At 70.2% G+C, this 5066-nt stretch carries 1 protein-coding gene; it reads left to right on the top strand.

The features are described 5' to 3' along the window. On the top strand, positions 1–4903 hold a 4903-nt coding region (locus tag ABWK99_RS13430; RefSeq protein WP_372595209.1), incomplete at its 5' end, for a 2-oxoacid:acceptor oxidoreductase family protein. Between the last annotated feature and the right edge of the window lie 163 nt (positions 4904–5066).

Raw genomic sequence — 5066 nt, 5'->3', positions numbered from 1 at the left:
GTACCCGATCACTCCGTCCACGGAGATCTCCGAGCTCTTCGAGGCCGCTCGTGCCGAGGGAAGCGTGAACGTCTTCGGACGCCATCCCTTCTTCTTCGAGACCGAGGGCGAGCACTCCGCGCAGAGCGGAGCTCTGGGCGCAGCCCTGACCGGAGGCCAGTTCGTCTCCAACGCCTCCTCGAGCCAGGGCATCCTGTACGCCCTCGAGTCGCACTTCGTGACGGTCGGCAAGAAGATCGGCGGGTTCGTCCTCCAGGTCGCGGCACGCGTGGTGTCCAAGCACTCCCTGAACGTCATGGCCGGCCACGACGACGTGTACGCCCTGCTGCCGTCCGGCTACACGATCCTGTTCGGGTCGAACCCGCAGGAGGCGGCCGACCTCGCGGCGATCGCGTACCGCACCTCCGCGCTCAGCCTCATCCCGGTGACGAACGCGATGGACGGGTTCGCCACGAGCCACATGCTCAGCGAGATGGTGCTCCCCGAGCCCGAGCTCCTCAAGACCTACCTCGGTGACCCCTCCGGCATGATCCCCTGCCCGACGGTCGCCCAGTCGCTGCTCTTCGGCGCCAAGGGCCGCGTCGACCAGCTCGTCAGGTGGCTCGCACGGCACAGCGACGACCTGGTCCCCGCCGACCTCGCGGCCCTGCGTGGCTACCTCGAGGGCACGGCCGAGGAGGTCGAGGCCGACTCCGCAGGAGAGCTCATCGCCGAGACCCTGCGGTGGCTGCCGACGGAGCTGCACGCGCCGTGGCGCCGGCAGTGGCTCAACGCGGCGATGCGCGGTACCCGCCAGCTGGTCCCGGCGCTCGTGGACCCGCACAACCCCGGCCTGACCGGCCCGGTGCAGAACCAGCCCGACTTCCAGGCCGGTGCCGTCGACCACCGCACGCACTTCGCCTCCGAGGTCCCGCGTCTGACCCGCCAGGCCATGGCCGAGTACGCCGAGCTCACCGGTCGTGACTACGCACCGGTGATGACCTACGGGGTCGAGGACGCGGACTACGTGATGGTCGGCCTCGGGTCGATCACCGACGACGTCCGGGCCGTGCTGCCCTACCTGCGCGCCCAGGGCCTGAAGGTCGGCGTCGTCTCGGTCAAGATGCTGCAGCCCTTCCCCGAGGCGGAGCTGGTCGCGGCGCTGGCCGGCAAGAAGGCCGTCACGGTCCTGGAGCGCTCGGACCAGACCGCACTGACCAGCCTGGTGACCGGCGCCCTGTTCAAGGCGCGGGCCAACGCCGACGGCGCGACGCACGACGTCCCCGCCCTCGCGACCCTTCCCCGACTCACCACGGCGATCTTCGGGCTCGGCGGGCACGACGTGCAGCCCCGCCACCTCGTCGCCGCGTTCGAGCAGATGGTCGAGGGCTCCGGCGCCCCGTTGATCTACCTCGGCTCGCAGTTCTTCAGCCAGGACCCCTCGCCCGAGATGGCGGAGATCGAGGCGCGGCTGCGCGCCGCCTATCCCGCCACCGAGCACATGGCGTTGCAGACCCGCGAGAACCCCGCGCTGCTCCCACCTTCGGCGATCCGGATCCGCTTCCACTCCGTGGGCGGGTACGGGACCATCGCGACCGGCAAGCTCCTCACCGACATCCTCGGCGGGGTGCTGGGCATGCACTCGAAGTCCGCGCCCAAGTACGGCTCGGAGAAGAGTGGGGCGCCGACCAACTACTACATCACCCTGAGTCCTGAGCCGGTGCTCATCACGAACGCCGAGCTCGAGGACGTGGAGGTCGTCCTCTCGCCCGACCACAAGGCGTTCATCCACACCAACCCGCTCAAGGGTCTCGTCGAGGGTGGCACCTTCATCCTCCAGTCGGACCTCAGCCCCGCGGAGGTGTGGCGCCAGCTCCCGAAGTACGCGCGAGCGACGATCCGCGAGCGGCACATCCGCTTCTTCGTCGTCGACGCCTTCGGGGTCGCGAAGAAGCACGCCCCGACGCCGGAGCTCGAGCTGCGCATGATGGGCATCGCGTTCATCGGTGCCGTTGCCGGGCACGTGGACCGCGTCTCCGAGGGAGCATCGATCGAGGCGATCCGGGAGAAGGTCCGGGCGCAGATCACCAAGAAGTTCGGCTCCAAGGGAGTCGCGGTCGTCGAGGGCAACATGGCCGTCATCCACGACGGGATCGACGCGACGCAGGCCGTCGACTACGACACCGCCGAGCTGCTGGCGATCGACGACGAGGAGTCACCGCGCCGGCTCGCCCGCCCGGTCTCGGTGTCCGCCGACATGTGCACCTCGAGCACGGCCGCCACCGCGAGCGCGCTCTTCGACCCCGCGTACTACGAGAACATCGTCGCCCGCCCCTTCCGGGAGGGCACCATCGGCGAGGCGCCGGTCATGCCCGGCACCGGTCTGTTCATGCCGGCAGGCTCGGCCGCGAACAAGGACAAGGGCCTGTTCCGGCGCACGGTGCCGCAGTTCAACCCCGACCTGTGCACCGGATGCCTGGAGTGCGCACTGGTCTGCCCGGACGCCGCCATCCCGAACACCGTGCACGAGCTCCCCGACCTCCTGCTGACCGCGATCGACCAGGTGGACGCACCGGAGGCGCAGCGCGCCCTGCTGCGCTCGAAGGTCTACGCGATCTCCGAGACGGTGCGCGAGACCTACCGCGCCGGCCAGAGCGAGTTCCGGTTCCACGAGCTCGTCGGTCAGGCGGGGCACTCCGTCGACCCGGGCAACGCGACCTTCCGCCGGACCGTCGACGCCCTCGTCGGGGTGCTCGCCGACTACCCGGTCGCCAGGACGCGCCCGTACTTCGACGCGATGGAGAAGGCAGTACCGGGATCCGGCGGGATGTTCACGGCGACGATCGACCCGTGGAAGTGCACGGGATGCCTGGAGTGCACGGAGGTGTGCGGGCCGGGGGCACTGACCCCCGTCGTCCAGGACGACGACGTGCTCACCTCCTTGCAGGACCGCTTCGCGCTGATGTCCGCTGCGCCCAACACCCCGGCGAAGTACTTCGCCGGATCCACGACGGCGGGTGGGGACCTCAAGCGGCTCCTCCTCGACCACGACAACTACTACTCCACGACAGGTGGTCACGGCGCATGCCGCGGCTGCGGGGAGGTCACCGCGATCCGGCTCGTCATGTCGATGAGCCACGCCCTCGGCGACGAGCGTCGCCGCACCCACCAGGCCAGCCTGGAGTCCCTGCTCTCCCGGATGCAGGACAAGCTGGCGGGCCTCCCGGAGACGGCGACCGAGCGGCGCGAGCGCATCGAGGGACTCATCGGGACCCTCGAGCACCGGCTCTACCTGATGGAGAGCGGACCGACCGGCAACGGCCCGGCGCAGACGATCATCGCCAACTCCACCGGGTGCTCGAGCGTCTACGCCTCGACGATGCCCTACAACTCCTACCTCGACCCGTGGGTCAACAGTCTCTTCCAGGACGCCCAGCCCCTGGCCAAGGGCATCTTCGAGGGTGTCGCCGCGGCACTGGTCGCGGACATGCGCGCGCAGCGGATCGCCGAGCTCGAGCTGGAGGACGCCTACGACCCGGCCGTGCACGACGCCGCGCTCCGCCGACTCACCTGGGAGCGGCTCACCCCGGACGAGCTCTCCCTCATGCCGACGATCATGACGATCGGCGGAGACGGGGCGAGCTACGACATCGGGTTCGGCGCCATGTCGCGGGTCCTGGCGAGCCAGACGCCCATCAAGGTCATGGTGCTCAACTCGGGTGCGTACTCGAACACGGGCGGGCAGGCCTCGACGGCGAGCTTCACCGGTCAGGACTCGGACCTCTCCCGCTTCGGCGGCGCGCACGACGGCAAGCACGAGTCCCGCAAGGAGCTCGGGCTGCTCGCCTCCTTCCACCCGAACGTCTACGTCGCCGCGACGTCGACCGCGCTGCACGGGCACTTCCTCAAGTGCAGCATGGACTTCCTCGAGTACGGCACGGCGCCGGCGGTGATGGACGTCTACACCCCGTGCGGTTCGGAGAACGGGATCGCCGAGGCCGCCTCGGCCGCTCGGTCGCGGTTGGCGGTCGAGTCGCGGATGGCGCCGTTGTTCGTGCACGATCCACGCAAGGGTGAGCACCTGCACGACTGGTTCTCCCTCGACGGCAACCCCGACCCCGGCAAGACCTGGACCACGAGCACCCTGGAGTACCTCGACGAGGACGGGCAGCCTCAGCTGCTCACCACCGCGCTGACGCCTGCGGAGTTCGCCCTCGGGGAGGTCCGCTTCACCAAGCAGTTCACCCGGATGGACCCGGCGCTCGAGGACCGTGCGGTCCCCATCGCCGAGTACGTCGAGCTGCCGAGGGCCGAGCGCGGCGATCGTGTCCCCTTCGTGTACGCGACCGACGACGACCGGCACCTGATCAAGGTCGCCTGCTCCACGCAGGTCGTGGCGCTCGTCGAGGACCGTCGCCGCTACTGGCAGGTGCTCCAGTACCTGTCCGGTGGTCACGAGGCCGAGCTCTCGGCGCTGCACCGCGACGACCTCGAGGCGCTCCAGGCCCGGTACGACGAGGCGATGTCCCGTCGCGAGTCCTCCCTCGACGACATCGTCACCGCGATGACAGCGCTCGCCACCTCCAGTGCGGCGCCGGTGGGCCTCGGGTCGACGATCTCCACCCGGCCCGCGGTGGCGGGCAACGGCGCCGCGGCCGCTCCGGCAGCGGCGGCGGGTGCCGTCGCGGTGGCGGACCGGGCGGTCTGGCTCGATCCCGCCGACCAGGCCCGCTGCACGGACTGCGGGACCTGCTACCAGGAGCTCCCGCAGATCTTCGAGAAGGCGACGGTGATGATCGACGGGAGTGCCAAGGTGATCGCCCGGATGATCCCCGGGGCGCTCGACCGGCTCGAGGTCACACCGGAGATCCAGGCGAGGATCGACCGGGTCCGCGCGACCTGCGACGCGGAGATCATCAAGTGAGCACCCAGGCACCCGTCCCCGGGGCGGCGGCGAGCAGGGACGAGCTGCGCCGGTACCTCGACGCCTCGACGACGCTCGAGGCGAGCCGCACCGAGGTGGACGAGCTCAAGGGCTCGGCGGCCGTCGAGCAGTACGAGCAGCAGCTCGAGCTGCTGCGCAGGCG

The organism is Actinotalea sp., from assembly GCF_041597215.1.
GTDB lineage: Bacteria > Actinomycetota > Actinomycetes > Actinomycetales > Cellulomonadaceae > Actinotalea.
The sequence above is the reverse complement of the archived record's forward strand: the minus strand, read 5'-3'. Positions and strand labels throughout refer to the sequence as shown.